Here is a 25017-nt window from a genome sequence, read left to right as displayed (position 1 = left end):
TCCACCTGACCGAGTGTCGTAGGTCGATCCCGCGGCGTCCTCAACACGGTTGGGCCGCAACGGAAACGGGGCGCGCACGAGGCGCTCCGTACGCCATCTTCACCTGTTCTCCGCCCTCCGCCCCGCACGGTGTGGCACCGTGGATCGACTGATGCCCCGGGCGTCCGGGCATCCGCGTAGGGGGGACCTTCATGCGACTTCGTACCGCCACGGCCTCGGCCGCGCTCGTCCTGTACGCCGCGGCGGGCGCAGTGGCCTGTTCGTCCTCGCCGGACGCCGTGGACGCCGAGCGGCCCACCACCCGCACCGAGCCGGCGTCCGTGGAAGGCCTGGCGGAGAGCATCGAGACGGGCAAGCGTCAGACTGGCTCGCCCGAGCTGAACGGGCAGAGCGTGCCGGGCCCCGAGAAGTGCGCCACCTCCATCGCCGAGATCCCGGCGGATTGCGTCGTCGACCCGTCTTTCGCCGAGTTCACCGAGGGGGAGCGGGCCGCAGAGCCGCCCATCCTGCCGTGAGACCCCGCCCGTGAACGGGTGAGACAGCCGCCACAGGAGGGCGGGCACACGCCGGTGTGCCCGCCCTCCTGTTCTGCGTCCGCACCGACTGCGCGACCGACCGCGCGGGCACGGCCCGGATCACCGGTGCACCACAGGCCACCTGCGTCACAGAAGCCCCTTCCATCCGTCACAGCGATCTCTTAGTCTCACACCCTGTTCACATGTGATAATTGATGATCTCGCCACAGAGGTCAGGCGCGGGGGTAGTGAAGCATGCGTGAAAACTGGCGCTCGAAGTTGAGCGTGCTCGCCGGGGCGTCGGCCCTCGCCCTCGCGGCCGTCACCGCGACGCCGGCGCTGGCCGACGACGCTCCCGAGGCCCCCCTGGAAGTGCAGCTGCCCGCCGACGTGAGCATCGTCGAAGGCATCACCCCGGAGCCCGGCCTGGAGATCCCCTTCCCGGTGGACGGGAAGGGGACGACGGGAGCGCCGGACGCGGTGGTGTCCGCCAAGGCCGCTCCACCGTCCAACACCTGCCTCGGCGCGACCGCCGCCTACGGCTCCACCGGGTGCTTCCAGCACAACGGCGACATCATCTGGGCGGGCGACACGAACAAGGACGGCATGTCCGCGGCCGTCGGTGTCTACACCGACTACGGGCGCGCCGAGGAGGTCTGCCTCAACAAGCTGGGCGTGGGCACCTGGGCGACCTGCAACAAGGACTACCGCGAGGGCGGGAACGTACGTCTCCGGGTCCTGCGCTACGACGGCGACACGGGCAAGTTCTACCAGCCCGAGGCCTGGTCCGGCTGGATCCCGGTCGACGGGAAGTTCTGACCGCTTACCTCGCGGGGGCGAGCCGGACCGCGTTCCGCTCGCCCCCGCGAGGGCGCGGCACACGCGCGGCGCACACGAAAAAACCGGACCAGCCTCTGCTGGTCCGGTTCTTCAATCCGGAAGTGCCCCCGGCAGGATTCGAACCTGCGCACCCGGCTCCGGAGGCCGATGCTCTATCCCCTGAGCTACGGGGGCGTATCGCGGTGCTGCTCTGCGACGGGTGAAACACTACCAGCTCCCACGGGGTGTCCGTGAACAGGTATTCCGCCGTGCCTCCGCGCCCCTTCCTCCCGGTCGGGCGGCCCGTGGGAGCGGTGGCCACCCGTCCGGGGTGGAAGTGGACAAAACCCGGACGCCGCACCTCCGGCCGACCTACTCTCGAAGGGTGCCAGGGGTGTACGGCCGCGTGCTTGTTGTCGACGACAACAAGGTCATCCGGCAGCTGATCAGGGTCAATCTCGAGCTGGAGGGCTTCGAGGTCGTGACCGCGGCCGATGGTGTCGAGTGCCTGGACCTGGTCGAGCGGGTCCGCCCCGACGCGATCACCCTCGATGTCGTGATGCCCCGGCTGGACGGTCTGGAGACCGCCACCCGCCTGCGCTCCGATCCCCGGACCCGTCGTCTTCCCATCGCCGTCATCAGCGCCTGTACGCCCTACGAGGTCGACGCGGGGGTGGCGGCCGGGGTCGACGCGTTCCTGGCGAAGCCGTTCGAGCCGAGCGAGCTGGTGCGCATCATGCGCCGGCTGGTGACGGGGGAGGAAGAGCCCTCGGTGGACGGCCGGCGCGGTGCCGGGCGGGCGGGGAGTGCCACCGGCTGACCTGGGCGGCGAACCGGGGCCGGGTCGACCGGGGCGGTGCCGCCGGGTCCGGCCGGCCCGGGCGTCGGGCGGGGTCCGGCCGACCGGATGGCGAAACCGGGTCGCGAAGTGCCCCCCTCTCTCACCTACGCTTGACCCGTGACCCCCGCCGACCTCTCCCGGACCGTGCTGCACGCCGTGCGCCGCGCGGTCGACGAGGATGCCTTGCGCGCACCCGTGCCCGCGCGCGTGCGGGTGGAGAGGACCCGGCCCGGCGGCAGCGGGGACTACGCCTGCGCCGTCGCGCTCCAGCTCGCCGGGCCCGCCGCGCTGCCCCCCCTGGAGGTCGCCCGCATCCTGCGGGAACGCGTCGTCGGCGAACCCGGCGTCGGGCGGGTCGAGATCACCGGACCCGGGTTCCTGAGCTTCACCCTCGACGCACCGGCCGCGGGCGACCGGGCCGTGCTCGATGCCGTACGGGAACAGGGCCTCGCGTACGGCCACGGGGACGCGCTCCGGGACGAGATCCTCCAGTTCCATCACGCGCGGGAGGTCCGCGCCGCCGTCACCGCCCACGCCGTCCGCCGGCTCGTCATCTCCCAGGGCGCCCGGGTCCGGGTCAGCTGCGAGGAGGCGTCCGACCCGGACTGGGCCCGCCTCGGCGTCACCGTCGACGCACACGGGACGCCCCCCGTACCGCTCACGGGGATCCGGCCCGTCCCCGCCGGGGCCACCGCGGGGGAGCTGCTGGAGCGGCTCGGGCCCGACGCCGCCCGCTGGGGGCTCCTGCGGCCCGCCGGGCACGACCGTGCGGCCCTCGGCCCCGGACTGCTCGTCCAGGGCGAGGCGAACCCGCTCTTCCGGGTCCGTTACGCCCACGCCAGGGCCCGTGCGCTCACCCGCGGGGCCGCCCTCCTCGGCTTCACCGCCGAGCCCGCCGAGCCCGCCCTGTACGCCGCGTACGCCGCGTACGCCGGGCCCGCCGCGCCCGGCGGAAGCCACCCCGCGCACGCCCCGTACTCCGGGCCCGCCGCGCCCGGCGGAAGCCACCCCGCGCCCACCCCGCACGCCCCGTACACCGGGCACGGCGGAAGCCACCCCGAGCCCGCCCCTTACGGCCGGCGTGCCGAGCCCGCCCCCGGCGCCGAAGGCCCCGTCCCTCACGACCGTGCGGCCCGCCCCCTCCTCGACCTCATCGCCGACCACCCCGGCGTCCTGCTCGCAGCAGCCCGTCACCGCGCGCCCGACCGGGTCGCCCGGCAGCTGGAAGCCGTCGCCCAAGCGTTCTTCGACTTCCACGACTCCTGCCCGTCCCTGCCCTCCGGTGACGAGAAACCCTCGGCCGCCCACCGTGCCCGGCTGGCTCTCGCCGAAGCCGCCGGAACGGTGCTGGCAGGCGGCCTGTCCCTGCTCGGCATCCGCGCGCCCGAACACCTCTGACGCGATCAGAAGAGACCCGAAAGAACCATCACGATGAGCCGCTCCGCACACCCCGCAGGACCCCGTCACGCCGACGTCCTCACCGAGGGGCACTACTCCGCGCCCGCCGCCGACCTCAACGTCCTCGACGAGAAGGTCTGGTCACGCACCGTCACCCGTGACGCGGACGGTGCCCTCACCGTCGGCGGGATGACCGTCGCCCGGCTCGCGGAGGAGTTCGGCACCCCCGCCTACTTCCTCGACGAGAGCGACTTCCGGGCCCGCTGCCGCGCCTGGTCCGACGCCTTCGGGCCGGACGCCGACGTCTTCTACGCCGGGAAGGCCTTCCTCTCCCGCGCCGTCGTGCGCTGGCTGAAGGAAGAGGGGCTGAACCTCGACGTGTGCTCCGGCGGGGAGCTGACCACCGCGCTCGACGCCGGTATGCCCGCCGAACGCATCGCCTTCCACGGCAACAACAAGACCGTCGCCGAGATCGAGCGGGCCGTCGAGGCGGGCGTCGGGCGGATCGTGCTCGACTCCTTCCAGGAGATCGTCCGCGTCGCCCACATCGCCCGGCGCCACGGCGTCCGCCAGCGGGTGCAGATCCGCGTCACCGTCGGCGTCGAGGCCCACACCCACGAGTTCATCGCCACCGCGCACGAGGACCAGAAGTTCGGGATCGGGCTCGCCGACGGGCAGGCCGCCGAGGCGGTGCGCCGGGCCCTCGCCCTCGACGGCCTCGAACTCATCGGCGTCCACTCGCACATCGGCTCGCAGATCTTCGACATGGCCGGCTTCGAGGTCTCCGCCCGCCGCGTGGTGCAGCTGCTCGCCGAGATCCGCGACGAGCACGGCGTCGAACTGCCCGAGATCGACCTCGGCGGCGGCCTCGGCATCGCCTACACCTCCGAGGACGACCCCCGCGAACCGCACGAGATCGCCAAGGCGCTCCGCGACATCGTCACCCGCGAGTGCGAGGCCGCGAGGCTGCGCACCCCCCGGATCTCCGTCGAGCCGGGGCGCGCCATCGTCGGCCCCACCGCGTTCACGCTGTACGAGGTCGGCACGATCAAGCCCCTGGAGGGGCTGCGGACGTACGTCAGCGTCGACGGCGGCATGTCCGACAACATCCGCACCGCGCTGTACGACGCCGAGTACAGCGTCGCCCTCGTCTCCCGCACCTCGGACGCCGAACCGATGCTGGTCCGGGTCGTCGGCAAGCACTGCGAGAGCGGCGACATCGTGGTCAAGGACGCGTTCCTCCCCGCCGACCTGGCCCCCGGCGACCTGATCGCCGTCCCCGCCACCGGCGCGTACTGCCGTTCCATGGCCAGCAACTACAACCACGCACTGCGCCCGCCGGTCGTCGCGGTCCGCGACGGAGAGGCACGCGTCATCGTCCGGCGCGAGACGGAGGAAGATCTCCTGCGTCTCGATGTCGGCTGATGAAATAGTCATCTCAGGATCCGGACGTGGGTCAGAAACTCCCGTCCGGTGAGTGAGACTGGTCCCCAATGAGCATGGCCCTCCGGCGGCTGGGGGTGCGACGCCGCCCCCCGTCGCCGGAGGGTCCAGGTATGAGAAACGAGGTCGGATGATGCGTACGCGTCCGCTGAAGGTGGCGCTGCTGGGCTGCGGTGTGGTCGGCTCAGAGGTGGCGCGCATCATGACGACGCACGCCGACGACCTCGCGGCGCGCATCGGCGCGCCCGTCGAGCTCGCCGGCGTGGCCGTCCGCCGGCCCTCGAAGGTGCGTGAGGGCATCGACCCCGCACTGATCACCACCGACGCGACCGCGCTCGTGCGGCGCGGCGACATCGACGTCGTCATCGAGGTCATCGGGGGCATCGAGCCGGCCCGGGCGCTCATCACCGCCGCCTTCGAGAACGGCGCGAGCGTCGTCTCCGCCAACAAGGCGCTGCTCGCCGAGGACGGCGCCTCCCTGCACGCCGCCGCCGAGAAGTACGGCCGCGACCTGTACTACGAGGCCGCCGTCGCCGGGGCCATCCCGCTGGTGCGGCCGCTGCGCGAGTCGCTCGCCGGGGACAAGGTCAACCGGGTGCTCGGCATCGTGAACGGCACGACCAACTTTATCCTCGACAAGATGGACACCAGCGGGGCCGGCTACTCCGAGGCGCTCGACGAGGCCACCGCCCTCGGGTACGCCGAGGCCGACCCGACCGCCGACGTCGAGGGCTTCGACGCCGCGGCGAAGGCCGCGATCCTCGCCGGGATCGCCTTCCACACCCGCGTGAAGATCGGCGACGTGCACCGCGAGGGCATCACCGAGGTCACCGCCGCCGACATCGCCTCGGCCCGCCGGATGGGCTGCACGGTCAAACTGCTGGCCATCTGCGAGCGCGCCGCCGACGGGGCCTCCGTCACCGCCCGCGTCCACCCCGCGATGATCCCGCTCAGCCACCCGCTGGCCTCGGTCCGCGAGGCGTACAACGCGGTCTTCATCGAGGCCGACGCGGCCGGGCAGCTCATGTTCTACGGGCCCGGCGCCGGCGGCTCGCCGACCGCCTCCGCGGTCCTCGGCGACCTCGTCGCGGTCTGCCGCAACAAACTGGGCGAGGCCACCGGCCCCGGTGAGTCCGCCTACACCCGCCTGCCGGTCAGCCCCATGGGCGAGGTCGTCACGCGGTACCACATCAGCCTCGACGTGGCCGACAAGCCGGGCGTGCTCGCCCAGGTCGCGACGGTCTTCGCCGAGCAGGGCGTATCCATCGATACCGTCCGCCAGCAAGGACGAAGTTCAGGCAGCGGCGACGAAGGCGCCATCGAGCAGGGTGGCGGCGGGCGACGGGTGGGCGGAGGCGGCGAGGCGTCCCTCGTCGTCGTCACCCACCGCGCGCCCGACGCCGCCCTCTCCGGGACCGTCGAAGCGCTGCGCAAGCTCGACACCGTGCGCGGTGTCGCCAGCATCATGCGTGTTGAAGGGGAGTAAGGACCCATGACCAGCAAGGGCACCCACCAGTGGCGCGGCATCATCGAGGAGTACCGGGACCGGCTTCCGGTCACGAGCACGACTCCGGTCGTCACGCTTCGTGAGGGCGGTACGCCGCTCGTTCCGGCGCAGGTCCTCTCCGAGCGCACGGGCTGCGAGGTGCACCTCAAGGTCGAGGGCGCCAACCCGACCGGTTCGTTCAAGGACCGCGGCATGACCATGGCCATCACCCGGGCCAAGGAGGAGGGGGCGAAGGCCGTCATCTGCGCCTCCACCGGCAACACCTCGGCCTCCGCCGCGGCGTACGCCGTGCGCGCGGGGATGGTCTGCGCCGTCCTCGTACCGCAGGGCAAGATCGCGCTCGGCAAGATGGGACAGGCGCTCGTGCACGGCGCCAAGATCCTCCAGGTCGACGGCAACTTCGACGACTGTCTGACCCTGGCCCGCTCGCTCTCGGACAACTACCCGGTGGCGCTGGTCAATTCGGTCAATCCGGTCCGTATCGAGGGCCAGAAGACCGCCGCGTTCGAGATCGTCGACGCGCTCGGCGACGCCCCCGACATCCACGTCCTGCCGGTCGGCAACGCGGGCAACATCACCGCGTACTGGAAGGGGTACACCGAGTACGCCGGTGACGGCGTCTCGACCCATTCCCCGCGCATGTGGGGCTTCCAGGCCTCCGGCTCCGCGCCCATCGTGCGCGGCGAGGTCGTCAAGGACCCCTCCACCATCGCCACCGCGATCCGCATCGGCAACCCGGCCTCCTGGAACTACGCACTGGCCGCACGCGACGAGTCGGGCGGCTTCATCGACGAGGTGACGGACCGGCAGATCCTGTCCGCGTACCGGCTGTTGGCCTCCCAGGAGGGCGTCTTCGTGGAGCCCGCGTCGGCGGCCTCCGTCGCCGGCCTGCTCAAGGCCGCCGAGGAGGGCAAGGTCGACCCCGGCCAGCGCATCGTCTGCACGGTCACCGGCAACGGCCTCAAGGACCCCGACTGGGCCGTCGCGGGCGCACCGCAGCCGGTCACCGTCCCGGTCGACGCGGCCACCGCCGCCGAGAAGCTCGGCCTCGTCTGATCCGGTCCCGGGCCGGCCGTCGGCGCGCGCCGACGGCCGGCCCGGGAAACGCGACAACCCGCTCAACCAGCCCCTTTCCGGGGCGGAGAGCGCATGGGAGGCGGGCGACACGCATCGTGCGCCTCCTGTGCGCCCTATGTCGCGACAGAACCTTCCTTCGATAAGCTGTATCCCATCCGCCCGGCATCCGCCCGCCGGACCGCCACGCCTGCGGTCCCCGTCGTGGCCGTCGGGCCGGTCGCCGGATTCCCGCATCGATTCGGAGCCCTCCGCACAGCCGCGGCCCCCACCGCCATGACCCCCGCCGATCGCCCCCGCCCCTGAACACCACCCCTCAGCACCGCCCTCACGCCCCGCCGCCGCAGAGCCACCCGCACTGCATCCCCGCCGCCTTACAAGGAGTGGTCCGACCGATGGCCGGTCCCGCGTTCCGAGCCGCCGCCGTCAGGGTGCGCGTCCCCGCAACCAGCGCCAACCTGGGGCCGGGGTTCGACGCCCTGGGCCTCTCGCTGGGGCTGTACGACGACGTCGTCGTCCGGGTCGCCGACTCCGGGCTGCACATCGACATCGCAGGTGAGGGCAGTGACACGCTGCCCCGCGACGAGAGCCACCTGCTCGTGCGCTCCCTGCGCACCGCGTTCGACCTGCTCGGCGGCCAGCCCCGCGGGCTGGAGATCGTCTGCGCCAACCGCATCCCGCACGGCCGCGGCCTCGGCTCCTCCTCCGCCGCCATCTGCGCCGGAATCGTCGCCGCCCGCGCCGTGACGACGGGCGGCGACGCCCGCCTCGACGACGCGGCCCTGCTGGAGCTGGCGACCGAGATCGAGGGGCACCCCGACAACGTCGCGGCCTGTCTGCTCGGCGGCTTCACGCTCGCCTGGATGGACGGCGGCGCGGCCCGGGCGATCCGGATGGACCCCGCCGAATCGGTCGTCCCGGTGGTCTTCGTACCGGGGCGCCCGGTGCTCACCGAGACGGCGCGCGGCCTGCTCCCGCGCACCGTCCCGCACGTCGACGCGGCCCTCAACGCCGGCCGGGCGGCCCTGCTCGTCGAGGCCCTGACCCGCCGCCCGGAGCTGCTGCTCGCCGCCACCGAGGACCGGATCCACCAGGAATACCGGGGTCCCGCCATGCCGGAGAGCGTGGAACTGGTCAACCGCCTGCGCGCCGACGGCGTGCCCGCGGTCATCTCCGGCGCGGGGCCCACGGTCCTCGCGCTGGCGGAGGAAGGCTCGGCCGACAAGGTCGCCCGACTGGCGGGGGAGGGCTGGGCGGCGAATCGGCTGGCCCTCGACGCGACGGGCGCCAGTGTGCTGCCGCTGGCCGCGTAACCGCATGTGATTACCGGTGAGCGAGAGGGGGAATGTTTGTTGGAGCCGGTAGTGTTAACCTCAAGTCTGCAACCGACGTCTTTGAGGCGCGTTGCTTCGTGTCCCCCTCCGGGACCACCATTCTTCCGGGAGCCTCCCCAACTGCCTGAGCAGCCTGCCTGAGCAGTTTCGAGCACGCTCCGGAACCGGCACGACACCCCTCGCTGGTCCAGGAGTGGGCCGAGCAGGGGGATCTCGCGCCGGACCCCGCACGTTCATCTCTCCGCCGTACACCCGGCGGACCACCGCCCCGGCAAGGTCCGCGATCCAGCAAGATCAACAGACCGCAGTCGGACAGCACAACCGGTCGCCGAGCCAGAAGGCCGACGTCCGCTCCAGGGAAGGACCCTTCGTGAGCGACACCACCGATCTGATGGGCGTGACTGCCGACAAGAGCGTCGACAGCGCCGCGCCCGCCGAAGGTGCTGCCACTGGCACCACCGCACGGCGCCGCCGCTCCGGCACCGGCCTCGAGGGCATGGTCCTGGCCGAGCTGCAGCAGGTCGCGTCCGGCCTCGGCATCAGGGGCACTGCGCGGATGCGCAAGAGCCAGCTGATCGAGGTCATCAAGGAGGCGCAGGCGGGTGGCGGATCTGCCGCCCCCAAGGCCTCCTCCAAGGCCGCAGAGGCCCCCGCCGAGGCGGAGAGCAAGCCGAAGCGCCGCGCGACCTCGAAGGCGCGCACCGGGGACGAGCCCGCTGCCGCCGCCGCCGAGAAGGACGCGGCCCAGCAGCAGATCGACATCCCCGGTCAGCCGGCCAGCGACGAGCAGCCCGCGGGCGAGCGTCGTCGCCGTCGTGCGACCGCGCAGGCGGGCAGCCCCGACACCAAGACCGAGGTCACGACCGAGGTCAAGGCCAAGGCGGAGCCCCAGGCCGAGCAGAAGACCGAGGAGCGGGGCGAGCCGAAGGGCGACGCCAAGGCCGAGGCCGCCGCCGACACGGCCGAGGGTCGTCGCGGCGACCGTCAGGGCCGCGGCGAGCGTGGCGACCGCGGTGAGCGGCGTGAGCGTCAGCGCGACCGCCGCGGCAAGGGCGACGACCAGGGCCAGCAAGGCGGTGGCGGGCAGCGCCCGCAGCGCCAGGGCCAGGGCCAAGGGCAGGGCCAGGGCGGTGGCGGTCAGGGCCAGGGGCAGGGCCAGCAGAACCGTGACAACGGTCCGCAGGACGACTTCGACGACGAGGCGGGCGGCCGTCGCGGGCGTCGCGGCCGCTACCGCGACCGCCGTGGCCGTCGCGGGCGCGACGACTTCGCCAGCGATGTGCAGGTGGCCGACGACGACGTCCTGATCCCCGTCGCGGGCATCCTGGACATCCTCGACAACTACGCGTTCATCCGGACCTCCGGCTACCTGCCGGGCCCGAACGACGTGTATGTCTCGCTCGCCCAGGTCCGCAAGAACGGCCTGCGCAAGGGCGACCACGTCACCGGCGCGGTGCGCCAGCCCAAGGACGGCGAGCGGCGCGAGAAGTTCAACGCGCTGGTCCGCCTCGACTCGGTCAACGGCATGGCCCCGGAGTCGGGCCGCGGCCGCCCCGAGTTTCAGAAGCTGACCCCGCTCTACCCGCAGGACCGGCTCCGTCTGGAGACCGACTCCAACATCCTGACGACGCGGATCGTCGACCTGGTGGCCCCGATCGGCAAGGGTCAGCGCGGGCTCATCGTGGCCCCGCCGAAGACCGGCAAGACCATGATCCTTCAGGCGATCGCCAACGCGATCACGGTCAACAGCCCCGAGTGCCACCTGATGGTCGTCCTGGTCGACGAGCGTCCGGAAGAGGTCACCGACATGCAGCGGTCGGTGAAGGGCGAGGTCATCTCCTCCACCTTCGACCGTCCCGCCGAGGACCACACCACCGTCGCCGAGCTGGCCATCGAGCGTGCCAAGCGTCTCGTCGAGCTGGGTCACGACGTGGTCGTCCTGCTCGACTCGATCACCCGTCTGGGCCGCGCGTACAACCTCGCGGCGCCGGCCTCCGGCCGCATCCTGTCCGGTGGTGTCGACTCGACCGCGCTCTACCCCCCGAAGCGCTTCTTCGGTGCCGCGCGCAACATCGAGGACGGCGGCTCGCTGACCATCCTCGCCACCGCGCTCGTCGAGACCGGCTCGCGCATGGACGAGGTGATCTTCGAGGAGTTCAAGGGCACCGGTAACATGGAGCTCAAGCTCGACCGGAAGCTCTCGGACAAGCGGATCTTCCCGGCGGTGGACGTCGACGCGTCCTCCACCCGTAAGGAAGAGATCCTGCTCGGCACCGACGAGCTGGCGGTCGTCTGGAAGCTGCGCCGGGTGCTGCACGCGCTCGACCAGCAGCAGGCGATCGAGCTCCTCCTGGACCGGATGAAGAAGACCCAGTCCAACGCGGAGTTCCTGCTCCAGATCCAGAAGACGACGCCGGGCAGCGGAAACGGCAACGACTGACGTTCTCCCGCTGTTCCGCTGTTCCGCTGTTCTGTGAAAGCGCCCCGTTACCCCGGTGACGAGGGCGTTTTCGCGTTATACGATCAGCGGCAGTAGGTGGGGGGGAACGTATTTTCTATACGCCCACTGTGATGTCTCCAGTGGGGAGAACTCTCTCCTTCGCACGCACGTACGCGGCACGGTCACCGAGGTGTGCCGTGTCCATCGAGGGGAGTCCTGTGACATCTGGCAGACGGAGGGGTTTCATGACCCTCCCCGTGGCAACTGCCGTGCTCGCTCTGGCAGCGGGGGCACTCGCCTCCGTTCCCGCGCAGGCCGCGGACACGGTCCCGCTTCCGGGCAAGCAGAACACCCAGAAGCGGTCCGACGTACCGCAGGCCGAACTGCTCGACACCGTCAAGGGGTCGGCCGCCAGACTGGCGGAGGGCGAGTCGGGTGCGCCCGCGCCCGGCGGAACCACGGAACCGGCGCCGGAGCGCACCGCCGATCCGAAGATCATCGGGGGGTCCGAAGCCCTGATCTCCGAGGCGCCGTGGATGGTGCAGCTGCACTACTACGACGACAAGGGAACCTCCGGCACCGCGGACGACGAGAGCTACTTCTGCGGTGGCACGCTCGTCGCACCCGCCAAGGTCCTGACCGCCGCGCACTGCGTGGACGGACTGGACTGGAACAAGAACGGCGCCGTCCTGGGCGGCACCGCCAAGCTCCCGGTCGGCGATGACCTGAACGGCGGCCAGGCCGTGGGCGTCTGGCGTCAGTGGGTCCACCCCGCTTACGACGACGCCGAATTGAGCAGCGACGTCGCCGTGCTGACGCTGGGCGCGGCCCTCCCGTACAAGACGCTCCAGCCGGCCTCCGGCGCCGATACGGCGCTGTACGAGCAAGGCACCCGCGCCACCGTCTACGGCTGGGGCCGCACCAGCTCCACCAGCGACGCCATCTCGCCGACGCTGCGCAAGGCCACGGTGCCGGTCAACGCCGACTCCACCTGCTCGTCCTTCTACGGCTCCGAATTCGTGCCCGGGAAGATGACGTGCGCGGGGGACCCGGCCGTCGGCCAGGACGAGGGCACCGTATCGCCGTGCAACGGTGACTCGGGCGGTCCGCTCGTGGTCAACGGCCGTATCGCGGGCGTGGTTTCGTGGGGCGTGCGGGACTGCGTCGCCACCGGTGCGTACAGCGTCTATTCCAAGGTCAGCTCGTTCTTCGGGGAGATCAACCCCCGAGTGGACGACGCCAACCTGAACTTCGACGCGACGGCGGACCTGTTCGCCCGGAAGTCGAATGGCGAGGCGTTCGAGTACTACTCCACCGGCCAGGCATTCGGCTCCTCCGCCGCACTCGGCAACTGGGGCGCGGTCGACCTGATACGTCAGGTCGACTGGGACCGTGACTACTTCCAGGACTACATCTACCGCGTCGACGGTGACCTCTACTGGTTCTACTTCGACGGGACCGAGTGGGCGGAGAAGAGGATCGGCACGGGCTGGTCCTCCTTCAAGAACATCCTCTTCCCCGGGGACGTCACCGGGGACGGCAACCCCGACCTCGTCGGTATTGACGGCACCGGCACCCTGGTGACCTACCCGGGCAAGGGCGACGGCACCTTCGGGTCCAAGAGCGAGGCCGGTACCGGCTGGGGCTCGCTGAATGTGTTCGGCAAGGGCGACTACAGCGGCGACGGCATTCCCGACCTGCTGGCCCGTGACGGGAAGGGCCAGCTGTGGCTCTACGCGGGCCGGCACAACGTCGCCTCGCCGTTCGCCAACAAGATCCTGGTCGGCACCGGCTGGAACTTCTCGGCCTACATCGCCACCGGGGACAACACCGGTGACGGCAAGGCGGACCTCACCGTCCGTGACAGCGCCGGGACGATGTGGTTCTACCCGACCAGCGGTTCGGCGACCAAGCCCTTCGGGCCGAAGCTGCAGGCCGGCACCGGCTGGAGCGGATTCGACCTCTTCGGCTGACCTCGGCCGGCCCGAGACCTTGGCCACACCGGCCCCGGTCCCCGGACCGTCCGCCACATCGCGGTACCGAGCACGAATCCCCAGGTGAACGCCGCCTCAAGGCCCGTTCGCCCGAGCGTCCTGTGGCCCCCGTCCTCCGACGGGGGCCACAGCCGCGTATGCAACCCTTCTTGCTGCTTCGGCCGTCCGTCAGGAGAGGCCGACCGCGCGTGGAACACCACCACGGCAGGGGGGCAGACGGGCCACAGGAGTGACGAGGAGACGCGTGAGCGAGCAGAGCAGGAGCGCCGGCCGCATACGCGGCACCGGCAGCCGACGGAGGAAGCCGTCCCGCCGGCACCGGGCCAAGGTCGTCGCGGCCTGGACGGCGGCGGGTGTCGTGGTCGTCGGCGGGACCGGACTCGGATACGCATACCTGGCGCTCGACGGCAACCTCTCCAGCATCGACATCGACGCCAAGCTCGGCACCGACCGTCCCGACGACGTGGACGACGGCTCGCAGGACATCCTGGTGCTGGGCTCCGACTCGCGCTCCGGCGACAACGGGAAGTACGGCGAGGACGAGGGCGCGGCCCGCTCGGACACGGCGATGGTCCTGCACGTCGACAAGGGCCACAAGTCCGCGAGCGTCGTCTCGATACCCCGCGACACCCTGATAGAGCGCCCCGCCTGCGAGAGCGACACCACCGGCGACGAGGTCCCCGCCGAACACCGGGCGATGTTCAACACCGCCTACGAGGTCGGCGGGCCCGCCTGCGCGGTGAAGACCGTCGAATCGATGTCCGGCATCCGCATGGACCACTACCTGGAAGTCGACTTCACCGGCTTCAAGGAGCTCATCGACGAGCTCGGCGGCGTGGAGATCACCACGAGGACCGCGATCGACGACTCCAAGAGCCACCTGGACCTGGAGCCGGGCACCCACACGCTGAACGGCGAGGAGTCCCTCGGCCTTGTCCGTACGCGCAAGAGCGTCGGCGACGGCAGCGACCTCGGGCGCATCCAGCTCCAGCAGGCGTTCATCAAGGCGCTGATGGAGCAGGCGAAGAGCGTCGGGGTGTTCACCAGCCCCACCAAGCTCTACGGCCTCGCGGACGCCGCCACCCAGGCCGTCACCACCGACTCCGGGCTCGGCTCCGTCAAGAAGCTCACCGGTTTCGCCAAGGGCCTCAAGGGGCTGAACGCCAAGAGGGTCCACATGGTGACCCTGCCCGTGGAGTACGACCCGGCCGACCCGAACCGGGTCCTGCCGCAGGAGAAGGCCGGCCGGCAGGTCTGGGCCGCCCTCGCACACGACCGGCCGATCCCCGCCTCCGCCACCGAGAAGTCGGCCGGTGACAAGGGCGACGCCGCCGAGGTCGTCGAGTAGCGACCACCCGTCACGCTCCGTCCGGGAATACCTGCGCTCCGCCCCCGGTTTTGGGAGATACGGCCGGTCCTGGCAGACTGGTACGTCGGCCCCGGTTCACGGCCGCGCAATCCGCGCGGACGACCCGGCGCCCTCCCGAAACAAGGAGACACCTTGAAGCGCGACATCCACCCCGAGTACGTCGAGACGCAGGTCAGCTGCACCTGCGGTGCGTCGTTCACCACCCGGAGCACCATCGACAGCGGCAACATCCGCGCCGACGTCTGCTCCGAGTGCCACCCGTTCTACACGGGCAAGCAGAAGATCCTCGACACCGGCGGCCGCGTGGCCCGCTTCGAGGCCCGCTTCGGCAAGGCTGCCGGCTCCGCCAGCAAGTAGCGAGCCACTGCGCCGGTTCTCGGCGCCCTCTTCCCGGGGGCGTCGGAACCGGCGTTTTTTCCGGTCGGGTGCCCGGGGGAGCCCTGCCGGACGCCCCACCCGGCAGTACGCCCTCCAGCAGGCCCGCAGACGTGAAACCAACCAGGAGCCCCCGAATGTTCGAGGCGGTCGAGGAATTGATCGGTGAACACACCGGTCTCGAGAAGAAGCTCGCCGACCCGTCGGTCCACGCCGACCAGGCCAACGCGCGCAAGCTGAACAAGCGCTACGCGGAGCTGACCCCGATCGTCTCCACGTACCGGGCCTGGAAGCAGACCGGCGAGGACATCGAGACCGCCCGCGAGTACGCCGCGGACGACCCCGACTTCGCCGCCGAGGTCAAGGACCTGGAGAAGCAGCGCGAAGAGCTCACCGAGAAGCTCCGCCTCCTCCTCGTCCCGCGCGACCCCAGCGACGACAAGGACGTGCTCCTGGAGATCAAGGCGGGCGCCGGCGGCGACGAGTCCGCCCTGTTCGCGGGCGACCTGCTGCGCATGTACCTGCGCTACGCCGAGCGCGTCGGCTGGAAGACCGAGATCATCGACTCCACCGAGTCCGAGCTCGGCGGCTACAAGGACGTCCAGGTCGCCGTGAAGACCAAGGGCGGCAACGGCGCCACCGAGCCCGGCCAGGGCGTCTGGGCCCGGATGAAGTACGAGGGCGGCGTGCACCGCGTGCAGCGCGTGCCCTCCACCGAGTCCCAGGGCCGCATCCACACCTCCGCCGCGGGCGTGCTCGTCACCCCCGAGGCCGAGGAGGTCGACGTCGAGATCCACGCCAACGACCTGCGCATCGACGTCTACCGCTCCTCCGGCCCCGGCGGTCAGTCCGTCAACACGACCGACTCCGCCGTCCGCATCACGCACCTGCCCACCGGCGTCGTCGCCTCCTGCCAGAACGAGAAGAGCCAGCTCCAGAACAAGGAGCAGGCCATGCGCATCCTGCGCTCCCGGCTGCTGGCCGCCGCCCAGGAGGCCGCCGAGCAGGAGGCCTCCGACGTACGCCGCAGCCAGGTCCGCACCGTCGACCGCTCCGAGAAGATCCGGACGTACAACTTCCCGGAAAACCGCATCTCGGACCACCGCGTCGGCTTCAAGGCGTACAACTTGGACCAGGTGCTCGACGGAGAGCTGGACGCCGTCATCCAGGCATGCGTCGACGCCGACTCCGCCGCCAAGCTCGCCAACGCGTAAGCGACCCGCCCGCCCCGCACACCCGTAACCCGTACGGAGAACCGCGATGAACCTGCTGCTCGCCGAGGTGGCCCAGGCCACCCAGCGGCTGGCCGACGCCGGTGTCCCCTCACCGCGATTCGACGCCGAGGAACTCGCGGCCTTCGTCCACGGGGTGAAGCGGGGCGCGCTGCACACGGTGCCCGACACCGACTTCGACGCCCGGTACTGGGAGACGATCGCCCGCCGCGAGGCCCGCGAACCCCTCCAGCACATCACCGGCCGCGCCTTCTTCCGCTACCTGGAGCTCCAGGTAGGACCCGGTGTCTTCGTGCCCCGCCCGGAGACCGAGTCCGTCGTCGGCTGGGCCATAGACGCGGTGCGCGCGATGGACGTCGTCGAGCCCGTCGTCGTCGACCTGTGCACCGGATCGGGCGCCATCGCCCTCGCCATGGCCCAGGAGGTTCCCCGCTCCCGGGTGCACGCCGTCGAGCTCTCCGAGGACGCCCTCAGGTGGACGCGGAAGAACGCCGAGGGGTCCAGGGTCACCGTGCACAAGGGAGACGCCCTGAGCGCCCTTCCGGAGCTCGACGGCCAGGTCGACCTGGTGATCTCCAACCCGCCGTACATCCCGCTCACCGAGTGGGAGTACGTCGCCCCCGAGGCCCGCGACCACGACCCGGAGATGGCCCTGTTCTCGGGCGAGGACGGCCTCGACACCATCCGCGGCATCGAACGCACCGCCCACCGTCTGCTGCGCCCCGGCGGCCTCGTCGTCATCGAGCACGCCGACACCCAGGGCGGCCAGGTGCCGTGGATCTTCACCGAGGAGCGGGGCTGGGCGGACGCCGCCGACCACCCCGACCTGAACAACCGGCCCCGGTTCGCCACCGCCCGCAAGGCCATGCCGTGACCGGCCCCCGGCACCACCACCCGTACCCGTACCCGCTCCAGGAGGCCGGCTGATGGCTCGGCGATACGACTGCAACGACGCCACCGACCGGACCACGGGCCTGCGCGAGGCCGCATCGGCCGTCCGCCGGGGCGAACTGGTCGTGCTGCCCACCGACACCGTGTACGGGATCGGTGCGGACGCCTTCACCTCGGAGGCCGTCGCGGATCTGCTGGACGCCAAGGGCCGGGGCCGCAACATGCCCACCCCCGTCCTCATCGGCTCGCCGAACACGCTGCACGGCCTGGTCACCGACTTCTCCGAGGAGGCCTGGGAGCTCGTCGACGCCTTCTGGCCCGGCGCCCTCACCCTCGTCGCCAAGCACCAGCCCTCCCTCCAGTGGGACCTCGGTGACACCCGCGGCACGGTCGCCATCCGGATGCCCCTGCACCCGGTCGCCATCGAGCTGCTCACCGAGGTCGGCCCGATGGCCGTCTCCAGCGCCAACCTCACCGGACACCCCTCGCCCGAGGACTGCGACGCCGCCCAGGGGATGCTCGGGGACTCCGTCTCCGTCTACCTCGACGGCGGCCCGACGCCCGGCATCGTGCCGTCCTCGATCGTGGACGTCACCGGCGCCACCCCGGTCCTGCTGCGCGCCGGCGCCCTCTCCGCGGAGGAGCTGCGCAAGGTGGTCCCCGACCTCGAGGTGGCCAATTGACCGCCCCCGAGGGGCGTGGCATAGCGGGGCGGACCGATACCTTCCGCATCCTCCACGTCAGCACCGGCAACGTCTGCCGCTCACCGATCACCGAGCGGCTGACCCGCCATGCCCTGGTGGACCGCCTCGGCGACCCGCTCAGCGGCGGCCTCATCGTGGAGAGCGCCGGCACCTGGGGCCACGAGGGCGCGCCCATGGAGGCCAACGCCGAGGTCGTCCTCGCCGACTTCGGAGCGGACGCCACCGGCTTCGTCGGCCGCGAACTGCTGGACGAGCACGTGATCCGCGCCGACCTGGTCCTCACCGCCACCCGCGACCACCGTGCCCAGGTCATCTCGATGGGCCACTCCGCCGGCCTGCGCACCTTCACGCTCAAGGAGTTCACCCGGCTGGTGCGGGCCATAGACCCGGCCACCCTGCCCGACGCGCGCGACGAGGGCGTCGTCGAGCGCGCCCGCGCCCTGGTGCGCGCCGCCGCCGCGCTGCGCGGCTGGCTGCTGGCCCCGACCGCCGAGGCCGACGAGGTCTACGACCCCTACGGCGCCCCCATCACCTTCTTCCGCTCCATCGGCGACGAGATCAACCAGGCGCTCGACCCCGTAGTCACCGCCCTCACCGGCGTACGCGCCCCGCACTGACGAGGAGCCGGCCGCGCCGTACCGGGGGCGGGTGCGCCGACCGGCGTACGGCGCCCCGCGACAGCGGGCACGGCGCCCGGCCCCGGCCTACATTGGAACGGACACCGGCACCCCTCGCCGGCGCACCCACCTCCAGGCCCGGAGCCGTCCCATGCCGGTCACCTCTCCCGCCGCACCCGCACCCGCAGCCGTGTCGCCCGCGCCCGCCGCCCTGCCCCAGGACTTCGACGCCCTGCTCCGCCAGGACCCGGAGGTCGCCGGAGTACTGCTGGCGGAGACCGGCAGACAGGCCGCCACCCTCCAGCTGATCGCCGCCGAGAACTTCGCCTCGCCCGCGGTCCTCGCAGCCCTCGGCTCCCCGCTCGCCAACAAGTACGCCGAGGGGTACCCGGGCGCCCGCCACCACGGCGGCTGCGAGCACGCGGACGCCGCCGAACGCATCGCGGTCCGCCGGGCCACCGCCCTCTTCGGCGCCGAACACGCCAACGTGCAGCCGCACTCCGGCTCCTCGGCCGTCCTGGCCGCCTACGCCGCGCTGCTGCGCCCGGGCGACACGGTGCTCGCGATGGGGCTCCCGTACGGGGGACACCTCACCCACGGGGCGCCGGGCAACTTCTCCGGCCGCTGGTTCGACTTCGTCGGCTACGGGGTCGACCCGGAGACCGGGCTCATCGACTACACCCGGCTCCGCGCGCTGGCCCGCGCCCGCCGCCCCGAGGCGATCGTCTGCGGCTCGATCTCCTACCCCCGCCACCCCGACTACGAGCTGTTCCGGGAGATCGCCGACGAGGTGGGCGCGTACCTGATCGTGGACGCCGCCCACCCGATGGGGCTGATCGCCGGGGGAGCGGCGCCGAGCCCCGTCCCGTACGCCGACGTGGTCTGCGCCACCACGCACAAGGTGCTGCGCGGTCCGCGCGGCGGCATGCTCCTGTGCGGCGCGGAGCTGGCCGAGCGGATCGACCGGGCGGTGTTCCCGTTCACCCAGGGCGGCGCGCAGATGCACACGGTGGCGGCGAAGGCCGTCGCGTTCGGGGAGGCGGCGACCCCCGCCTACACCCGCTACGCCCACCAGGTCGTCGCCCACGCCCGGGTGCTCGCCGCCGGCCTGGAGGCGGAGGGCTTCGAGGTCACCACGGGCGGCACGGACACCCACATCGTCGTCGCGGACCCGGCCCCGCTCGGCGTCGACGGCCGCACCGCCCGGGAGCGGCTGGCGGCGGCCGGGGTGGTCCTGGACACCTGCGCACTGCCGTACGGGGACGCCCGGGGCATCCGGCTGGGCACGGCCGCCGTCACCACCCAGGGGATGGACGACGGGGACATGGCCCGGATCGCGGCCCTGTTCGGAGCGGCCGTACGGGAGCCGGGCGATGTGAGCCCGATCGCGGCGGAGGTCCGTGAACTGGCCGCGCGCAATCCGCCGTATCCCGGGTAGCGGAGTCCGCGGTACCCGGAGCGGATCGCTCCGCCGTATTCGGGGCACCCGAACCCTGTGCAACCATCACCCGTACCGTGGAGTCCTTGTTTCAGAGACTAGGGTGTGGTTTTTGGATGGCCGGCGAGTTCTGTGGGGCAGCCCGTGCGTGATTACCTGCTGACGCTCTGTGTCACGGCAGCGGTGACCTATCTGCTGACCGGACCGGTGCGTAAGTTCGCCATCGCGGTCGGGGCGATGCCCGCGATCCGTGCGCGCGACGTCCACCGCGAGCCGACACCCCGGCTCGGTGGGATCGCCATGTTCGGCGGACTGTGCGCGGGACTGATCGTCGCGGACCACCTCTTCAATCTGCAGGGCGTCTTCGAACTCTCCAACGAGCCGAGGGCGTTGCTCTCCGGCGCCGCCCTGATCTGGTTGATCGGCGTCCTCGACGACAAGTTCGAGATCGACGCCCTGATCAAGCTCGGCGGCCAGATGATCGCCGCCGCCGTCATGGTCATCCAGGGGCTCACGATCCTGTGGCTGCCGATCCCCGGCGTCGGCACGGTGGCCCTCACCCAGTGGCAGGGCACGCTGCTCACGGTGGCGCTGGTCGTCATCACGATCAACGCGGTCAACTTCGTCGACGGCCTGGACGGGCTCGCGGCGGGCATGGTGTGCATCGCGTCGACGGCGTTCTTCCTGTACGCGTACCGCCTCTGGATGGGATACGGGATCGAGGCGGCGGCCCCCGCGACCCTGTTCGCGGCGATCCTGATGGGGATGTGCCTCGGCTTCCTGCCGCACAACATGCATCCGGCGCGGATCTTCATGGGCGACTCGGGCTCGATGCTGATCGGCCTGGTGCTGGCTGCGGGCGCGATCTCGATCACCGGCCAAGTGGACCCGGACCTGATGAAGATCTTCGAGGGCAGCGAGCGCGAGGCCACCCACGCGCTGCTCCCGGTCTTCATCCCGCTGGTGCTGCCGCTGACGATCATCGCGATCCCGGCCGCCGACCTCGTCCTCGCCATCGTCCGGCGCACCTGGAACGGCCAGTCGCCGTTCGCCGCCGACCGGGGCCACCTGCACCACCGGCTGCTGGAGATCGGCCACTCGCACAGCCGGGCCGTGCTGATCATGTACTTCTGGTCGGCCCTCATCGCCTTCGGCGCCGTCGGCTACTCGGTGCACTCGGCGTCCTCGTGGATCGTGTTCGTCATCATCGCGGCGAGCGCGGTGGGCCTCGTCCTGCTGCTGATGCCGCGCTTCACCCCGCGTGCCCCGCACTGGGCCAACCGCTTCGTGCCGCCGCGCTACCGCCACCGTGGAGCGGAGCAAGATCCGGCCATCCCGTACGAGGAGAGGCCGGCGCCCGTGGCTTCCGGGGCCCAACAGGGCCCGTCGGACGCGCGGATGGACGAGGAGGCCGCCGAACGGGCCCCCGTGGCGGTCGGAGTGTCCGGCGTCAACGGCGCTACCGCGATCGGCGCTCGTTCGCGCTTCCCGGATCGCCGCTCGATCGACTCCTCGCACTGACGATTCGGAACTCGCGGTGCATTACCAGACATTGCGCCGTCTTGTCGTGCACACACGCGCGGACTCACTCTCATGTGTGACAGTTGGCACACCTTTGAGGTAAAGACCTCATCAAATAGTTTGTGATACCGTTCACGAGACCCGGTGACGGAGCCGAAGGACCCTTGCAGGACGGTCCATTGGCCCGAAAATCCGCCTCGCGGACCGGGCCTACGCTCGTCCATGACGACGCCCCATTCCTCCCCTCAGACCAGTGGAGCTGCCGCCATGCAGTCCGACATGCGCGAACTACTGCGCATCGCCACCCCTACCGCCGCGGTGGGAGCCATCGCCACGCTCGTCGGCGGTCTGCTCGCCGGCGGCGAGGGGGCGATCGGTGCCGCAGTGGGCTGCGTGGTCGTGATCGTCTTCATGGCGCTCGGACTGCTGGCACTCAACTGGGTCGGCAAGACCATGCCTCACCTGTTCCAGGGCATGGGGCTGATGATTTACTCGGCTCAGCTCGTGCTCCTGCTCATCTTCATCCTGAGCATCAGGAACACCTCGCTCTTCGATCTTCAGGTCTTCGCCCTCTCGCTGGTCGCGGCCGTCATCACGTGGATCACCACGCAGGCCGTACTGCACTCCCGGAGCAAGACCCTTTACGTCGACGCCGAAGCGGACACCCGGAACCGTCCGGGCGGCCCTGGGGGAGATCGTGATGAGTAGGGGCGGAATAAAGCCATGTTCGACGTGCTGCTATCGTCCGGTCTCGGTTGCGGTAGTGCGAGCGCGGGCAACAAGGCGGTCGCTTGATTCATCGCGAGGCTTCGGGCCCGGCCGCCGCCTCCTCACCGTAAGAACCAGTCCGGTGCCGACCTGCGGCCACCCGCCGCTCCGACACAACGAGGTAGCCGCATCCATGCGCCATGCAGAAGGAGCTCTTGGTGACTGACGCCCAGACGCTCGCCTTCGAGACGAACTGCCACCTGTTCAAGGACTGCGGGTTCCAAGCTCCCAGTGTGTGGTCGTTCATCTTCGAGCCGCTCTTCACTATTGGGCCTGTCGAGTTCAACAAGCCCATGTTGCTCGCGATCATCGGTACCTTCGCGATCCTGGCCTTCTTCTGGGTCGGCTTCTCGAAGTCGAAGGTCGTCCCGGGCAAGCTGCAGATGGTCGCCGAGGCGCTGTACGACTTCGTCCACCGCGGTATCGCCAAAGAGGTCATCGGCAAGAAGGGCGAGCCCTTCGTTCCTCTGCTGGTCTCCCTGTTCTTCTTCGTCTGGATCCTGAACCTCTGGGCACTCATTCCCCTCGCCCAGTTCCCGGTCAGCTCCGTCATCGCCTACCCCGTCGGCCTCGCGCTGGTCGTCTGGGTGACGTACATGACGGTGACGTTCCGGACGAACGGATTCGTCGGGGGCATTCGCAACCTCTGCGTCCCGAGCGGTCTGCCCAAGCCGATCTACGTGCTGCTGACGCCGCTGGAGTTCGTCTCCAACGTGCTCGTCCGCCCGTTCACGCTGGCGGTTCGACTCTTCGCGAACATGTTCGCGGGCCACATCCTGATCCTGATCTTCACGATCGCCACCTGGTACATGCTCGGCACGGTCCTGGGCACGGTCTACGCCGGAGCGTCGTTCATCCTGACGCTGGTCATCACCGTGTTCGAGATCTTCATCCAGGCCCTTCAGGCCTACGTGTTCACCGTGCTGACCGCCACGTACCTCTCCCAGGCGCTCGAAGAAGCCCACTGAGGACCTGCCGGCCCCCGGCTCCCGCCCTCAGATCCCCAGTCGCCCGGTGCGAAGACCATTTCCACCGGACCCACCAAGAGAAGGAACCACAGACATGTCTGCTGCTTTCGAGACCCTCGCGGCCGTGAACGGCAACGTCGGCACCATCGGCTACGGCCTCGCCGCGATCGGCCCCGGCATCGGCATCGGCATCATCTTCGGTAACGGTGTGCAGGCCATCGCCCGCCAGCCCGAGGCTGCCGGCCTCATCCGCCAGAACATGCTGCTCGGCTTCGCCGTCGTCGAGGCCCTGGCCCTGATCGGCTTCGTCGTTCCGTTCATCGTCAAGTGACGTTGTGGCTGTAGCCCCATTCGACGAAAGGTCCACCATGATGTACCTGGCAGCCGAGGAACCGCAGATGCCTCTGCTCCCGGTCTGGCCTGAAGTCGTCATCGGCTTGATCTGCTTCGGCATCGTCTTCTTCGTCTTCTCGAAGAAGCTGCTTCCGGTGATCAACAAGACCCTGGAAGAGCGCCGCGAGGCGATCGAGGGTGGCATCGAGAAGGCCGAATCGGCTCAGATCGAGGCTCAGAGCGTTCTTGAGCAGTACAAGGCTCAGCTCGCCGAAGCCCGCCACGAGGCCGCTCGTCTGCGCCAGGAGGCGCAGGAGCAGGGTGCCGTCATCATCCAGGAGATGAAGGCGGAAGGTCAGCGGCAGCGCGAAGAGATCATCGCCGCCGGTCACACCCAGATCGAGGCCGACCGCAAGGCCGCCGCCTCGGCGCTGCGTCAGGACGTGGGCAAGCTCGCCACCGACCTGGCCGGCAAGCTCGTCGGCGAGTCCCTCCAGGACCACGCCCGGCAGAGCGGCACCGTCGACCGTTTCCTCGACGAGCTCGAGGCGAAGGCCGAGGCAGCCCGATGAACAGCGCGAGCCGCGAAGCACTGGCTGCCGCACGCGAGCGTCTCGACGCGCTGACCGACAGTACGTCGGTCGACGCGGCGAAGCTCGCCGAGGAGCTGGCATCGGTCACCGCGCTGCTCCACCGCGAAGTATCCCTGCGCCGGGTCCTCACCGACCCGGCCCAGAGCGGCGAGAGCAAGGCCGAGCTGGCCGCGCGTCTGCTCGGCGGACAGGTGGGCGGCGAGACCGTCGACCTGGTCTCCGGTCTGGTCCGGTCCCGCTGGTCGCAGTCGCGTGACCTGGTGGACTCGGTCGAGGAGCTGGCGAACACCGCAGACCTCACCGCGGCCCAGCGCGGCGGCCGCCTCGACGACGTCGAGGACGAGCTGTTCCGGTTCGGCCGGATCGTCGGCTCCGACAAGGAGCTGCGCTCCGCGCTCACCAGCCGTACGGCCACGGCGTCCGCCAAGGGCGAGCTGCTGCGCAGCCTGCTCGGCGGCAAGGCGCAGCCGGTCACCGAGCGGATCATCGTCCGCCTGGTCACCCAGCCCCGTGGACGTAGCCTGGAAGCAGGGCTGGACTCGCTGTCCAAGCTCGCCGCGGAGCGCCGGGACCGCATGGTCGCCGTCGTCACCTCGGCGGTGCCGCTCAGCGACCGGCAGAAGCAGCGCCTCGGCGACGCCCTGGCGAAGCTCTACGGCCGGCAGATGCACCTGAACCTGGACGTGGACCCCGCGGTCCTCGGCGGGATCTCGGTGCGCGTCGGTGACGAGATCATCAACGGCACCGTCGCGGAGCGCCTCGAAGAGGCGACCCGCCGCATGGCCGGCTGACACAGCGCAGAGCAGAAGAACAAGCAAGACCAGCGGCCCGGTTGGGCCGTGC

23 protein-coding genes and 1 tRNA gene are annotated in these 25017 nt (G+C 70.8%); 23 read left to right on the top strand and 1 reads right to left on the bottom strand.

The window, feature by feature from the left end:
• Positions 1-191 precede the first annotated feature (191 nt).
• The gene (locus tag N7925_RS10080) at positions 192-515 is read left to right on the top strand and encodes a hypothetical protein (protein ID WP_274343660.1); all 324 of its coding nucleotides are present in this window, start codon (positions 192-194) and stop codon (positions 513-515) included.
• 255 nt (positions 516-770) lie between these two features.
• A complete protein-coding gene (locus tag N7925_RS10075) occupies positions 771-1334 on the top strand; it encodes a hypothetical protein (protein WP_265599336.1) in 564 nt (187 codons plus the stop codon).
• Positions 1335-1457: 123 nt separating this feature from the next.
• On the opposite strand, the gene N7925_RS10070 is transcribed toward N7925_RS10075, so the two are convergent.
• A tRNA-Arg gene (locus N7925_RS10070) sits at positions 1458-1529 on the bottom strand.
• Between the two features lie 211 nt (positions 1530-1740).
• On the opposite strand from N7925_RS10070, the gene N7925_RS10065 reads away from it, so the two are divergent.
• The 21 genes from N7925_RS10065 to N7925_RS09965 all read left to right on the top strand — a co-directional run bounded on the left by N7925_RS10065 (position 1741) and on the right by N7925_RS09965 (position 24965).
• Complete coding sequence (locus tag N7925_RS10065; RefSeq protein WP_050360406.1) at positions 1741-2154, top strand: response regulator; 414 nt, start codon at positions 1741-1743, stop codon at positions 2152-2154.
• Between the two features lie 138 nt (positions 2155-2292).
• A complete protein-coding gene (gene nrtL / locus N7925_RS10060) occupies positions 2293-3573 on the top strand; it encodes an ArgS-related anticodon-binding protein NrtL (RefSeq protein WP_274343659.1) in 1281 nt (426 codons plus the stop codon).
• A gap of 33 nt (positions 3574-3606) precedes the next feature.
• Positions 3607-4998, top strand: a complete 1392-nt coding sequence (gene lysA / locus N7925_RS10055; protein WP_265599333.1) for a diaminopimelate decarboxylase — start codon at positions 3607-3609, stop codon at positions 4996-4998.
• Positions 4999-5146: 148 nt separating this feature from the next.
• Positions 5147-6502 (top strand): homoserine dehydrogenase, encoded by a 1356-nt coding sequence (locus N7925_RS10050; protein WP_265599332.1) that lies wholly within the window; start codon positions 5147-5149, stop codon positions 6500-6502.
• A gap of 6 nt (positions 6503-6508) precedes the next feature.
• Positions 6509-7579 (top strand): threonine synthase, encoded by a 1071-nt coding sequence (thrC, locus tag N7925_RS10045; RefSeq protein ID WP_274343658.1) that lies wholly within the window; start codon positions 6509-6511, stop codon positions 7577-7579.
• A 413-nt stretch (positions 7580-7992) separates the two neighbouring features.
• Positions 7993-8910 (top strand): homoserine kinase, encoded by a 918-nt coding sequence (thrB, locus tag N7925_RS10040; protein ID WP_265599330.1) that lies wholly within the window; start codon positions 7993-7995, stop codon positions 8908-8910.
• Between the two features lie 391 nt (positions 8911-9301).
• Entirely contained in the window at positions 9302-11371 is a 2070-nt protein-coding gene (rho, locus tag N7925_RS10035; RefSeq protein WP_274343657.1) for a transcription termination factor Rho, read from the top strand.
• A gap of 245 nt (positions 11372-11616) precedes the next feature.
• Positions 11617-13344 (top strand): trypsin-like serine protease, encoded by a 1728-nt coding sequence (locus tag N7925_RS10030; protein WP_265599328.1) that lies wholly within the window; start codon positions 11617-11619, stop codon positions 13342-13344.
• 265 nt (positions 13345-13609) lie between these two features.
• Entirely contained in the window at positions 13610-14713 is a 1104-nt protein-coding gene (locus N7925_RS10025) for an LCP family protein (RefSeq protein ID WP_274343656.1), read from the top strand.
• A 153-nt stretch (positions 14714-14866) separates the two neighbouring features.
• Entirely contained in the window at positions 14867-15091 is a 225-nt protein-coding gene (gene rpmE, locus N7925_RS10020) for a 50S ribosomal protein L31 (RefSeq protein ID WP_018958997.1), read from the top strand.
• A gap of 155 nt (positions 15092-15246) precedes the next feature.
• Complete coding sequence (gene prfA, locus N7925_RS10015) at positions 15247-16323, top strand: peptide chain release factor 1 (RefSeq protein WP_265599326.1); 1077 nt, start codon at positions 15247-15249, stop codon at positions 16321-16323.
• A 46-nt stretch (positions 16324-16369) separates the two neighbouring features.
• Positions 16370-17215 (top strand): peptide chain release factor N(5)-glutamine methyltransferase, encoded by an 846-nt coding sequence (gene prmC, locus N7925_RS10010; protein WP_265599325.1) that lies wholly within the window; start codon positions 16370-16372, stop codon positions 17213-17215.
• A gap of 52 nt (positions 17216-17267) precedes the next feature.
• On the top strand, positions 17268-17915 hold the full coding sequence (locus N7925_RS10005; protein ID WP_007447713.1) for an L-threonylcarbamoyladenylate synthase: 648 nt from the start codon (positions 17268-17270) through the stop codon (positions 17913-17915).
• Positions 17912-18553 carry an arsenate reductase/protein-tyrosine-phosphatase family protein gene (locus N7925_RS10000; RefSeq protein WP_228924070.1) on the top strand — a complete coding sequence of 214 codons (642 nt, stop codon included), beginning with the start codon at positions 17912-17914 and terminating at the stop codon, positions 18551-18553. The genes N7925_RS10005 and N7925_RS10000 overlap by 4 nt, the downstream gene beginning before the upstream one ends.
• Positions 18554-18704: 151 nt before the next feature.
• Positions 18705-19991 (top strand): serine hydroxymethyltransferase, encoded by a 1287-nt coding sequence (gene glyA / locus N7925_RS09995; protein ID WP_274343655.1) that lies wholly within the window; start codon positions 18705-18707, stop codon positions 19989-19991.
• Between the two features lie 132 nt (positions 19992-20123).
• Positions 20124-21512 (top strand): MraY family glycosyltransferase, encoded by a 1389-nt coding sequence (locus N7925_RS09990; RefSeq protein WP_265599322.1) that lies wholly within the window; start codon positions 20124-20126, stop codon positions 21510-21512.
• A gap of 267 nt (positions 21513-21779) precedes the next feature.
• Positions 21780-22220 (top strand): hypothetical protein, encoded by a 441-nt coding sequence (locus tag N7925_RS09985; RefSeq protein ID WP_274343654.1) that lies wholly within the window; start codon positions 21780-21782, stop codon positions 22218-22220.
• A 200-nt stretch (positions 22221-22420) separates the two neighbouring features.
• Entirely contained in the window at positions 22421-23248 is an 828-nt protein-coding gene (gene atpB, locus N7925_RS09980; protein ID WP_274343653.1) for a F0F1 ATP synthase subunit A, read from the top strand.
• A gap of 94 nt (positions 23249-23342) precedes the next feature.
• Positions 23343-23579: an ATP synthase F0 subunit C gene (gene atpE, locus N7925_RS09975; RefSeq protein ID WP_003966254.1), complete on the top strand. Its 237-nt coding sequence runs from the start codon at positions 23343-23345 to the stop codon at positions 23577-23579.
• A gap of 37 nt (positions 23580-23616) precedes the next feature.
• The gene (locus tag N7925_RS09970; RefSeq protein ID WP_003966253.1) at positions 23617-24153 is read left to right on the top strand and encodes a F0F1 ATP synthase subunit B; all 537 of its coding nucleotides are present in this window, start codon (positions 23617-23619) and stop codon (positions 24151-24153) included.
• On the top strand, positions 24150-24965 hold the full coding sequence (locus N7925_RS09965) for a F0F1 ATP synthase subunit delta (protein WP_265599319.1): 816 nt from the start codon (positions 24150-24152) through the stop codon (positions 24963-24965). The genes N7925_RS09970 and N7925_RS09965 overlap by 4 nt, the downstream gene beginning before the upstream one ends.
• The last annotated feature ends 52 nt before the right edge of the window (positions 24966-25017 follow it).

Source organism: Streptomyces sp. CA-278952 (assembly GCF_028747205.1).
Lineage (GTDB): Bacteria > Actinomycetota > Actinomycetes > Streptomycetales > Streptomycetaceae > Streptomyces.
The sequence above is the reverse complement of the archived record's forward strand: the minus strand, read 5'-3'. Positions and strand labels throughout refer to the sequence as shown.

Bases quoted from the DNA above. Each gene is read 5' to 3' on its own strand.
- N7925_RS09965 (WP_265599319.1), top strand. From the start codon at position 24,150: ATGAACAGCGCGAGCCGCGAAGCACTGGCTGCCGCACGCGAGCGTCTC.
- N7925_RS10080 (WP_274343660.1), top strand. From the start codon at position 192: ATGCGACTTCGTACCGCCACGGCCTCGGCCGCGCTCGTCCTGTACGCC.
- atpB (WP_274343653.1), top strand. From the start codon at position 22,421: ATGCAGAAGGAGCTCTTGGTGACTGACGCCCAGACGCTCGCCTTCGAG.
- N7925_RS10005 (WP_007447713.1), top strand. From the start codon at position 17,268: ATGGCTCGGCGATACGACTGCAACGACGCCACCGACCGGACCACGGGC.
- N7925_RS09985 (WP_274343654.1), top strand. From the start codon at position 21,780: ATGCAGTCCGACATGCGCGAACTACTGCGCATCGCCACCCCTACCGCC.
- N7925_RS10030 (WP_265599328.1), top strand. From the start codon at position 11,617: ATGACCCTCCCCGTGGCAACTGCCGTGCTCGCTCTGGCAGCGGGGGCA.
- prmC (WP_265599325.1), top strand. From the start codon at position 16,370: ATGAACCTGCTGCTCGCCGAGGTGGCCCAGGCCACCCAGCGGCTGGCC.
- N7925_RS10050 (WP_265599332.1), top strand. From the start codon at position 5,147: ATGATGCGTACGCGTCCGCTGAAGGTGGCGCTGCTGGGCTGCGGTGTG.
- lysA (WP_265599333.1), top strand. From the start codon at position 3,607: ATGAGCCGCTCCGCACACCCCGCAGGACCCCGTCACGCCGACGTCCTC.
- thrC (WP_274343658.1), top strand. From the start codon at position 6,509: ATGACCAGCAAGGGCACCCACCAGTGGCGCGGCATCATCGAGGAGTAC.
- atpE (WP_003966254.1), top strand. From the start codon at position 23,343: ATGTCTGCTGCTTTCGAGACCCTCGCGGCCGTGAACGGCAACGTCGGC.
- N7925_RS10075 (WP_265599336.1), top strand. From the start codon at position 771: ATGCGTGAAAACTGGCGCTCGAAGTTGAGCGTGCTCGCCGGGGCGTCG.
- N7925_RS09970 (WP_003966253.1), top strand. From the start codon at position 23,617: ATGATGTACCTGGCAGCCGAGGAACCGCAGATGCCTCTGCTCCCGGTC.
- thrB (WP_265599330.1), top strand. From the start codon at position 7,993: ATGGCCGGTCCCGCGTTCCGAGCCGCCGCCGTCAGGGTGCGCGTCCCC.
- glyA (WP_274343655.1), top strand. From the start codon at position 18,705: ATGCCGGTCACCTCTCCCGCCGCACCCGCACCCGCAGCCGTGTCGCCC.
- prfA (WP_265599326.1), top strand. From the start codon at position 15,247: ATGTTCGAGGCGGTCGAGGAATTGATCGGTGAACACACCGGTCTCGAG.